Here is a 229-nt window from a genome sequence, read left to right as displayed (position 1 = left end):
GAGCGTCGCCGCGACGAGTGCGATCGGCACGCGCAGGCGCTTCACCGTCGCGCGGTCGAAGCGCCACGGCTGCGACTCGAATTCGAACTGGCACAGATCGAAACGCTCGGTCAGCGCGCGCCGCGCGAACGTGTCGAACGACAGCGGCGCGGCGCCCGGCAGCAGCGGGCCGTCGGTGCGGCCGACCGACGCGAGCCGCGGCTCCGCGCCCGGCTCGCCGAGTTCGTAC

Annotated in this window: 1 pseudogene; it reads right to left on the bottom strand. The window is 74.2% G+C overall.

Annotation, left to right across the window (positions count from 1 at the left end):
- A pseudogene (locus ACNQQL_RS36260) lies at positions 1 to 229 on the bottom strand (type II secretion system protein GspL); the annotation flags it as partial.

The sequence above is a fragment of the Burkholderia sp. LFS061 genome, from assembly GCF_047978125.1.
Lineage (GTDB): Bacteria > Pseudomonadota > Gammaproteobacteria > Burkholderiales > Burkholderiaceae > Burkholderia > Burkholderia pyrrocinia_C.
Note: the sequence above shows the minus strand (reverse complement) of the source record. Positions and strands in the feature narration are given on the sequence as shown.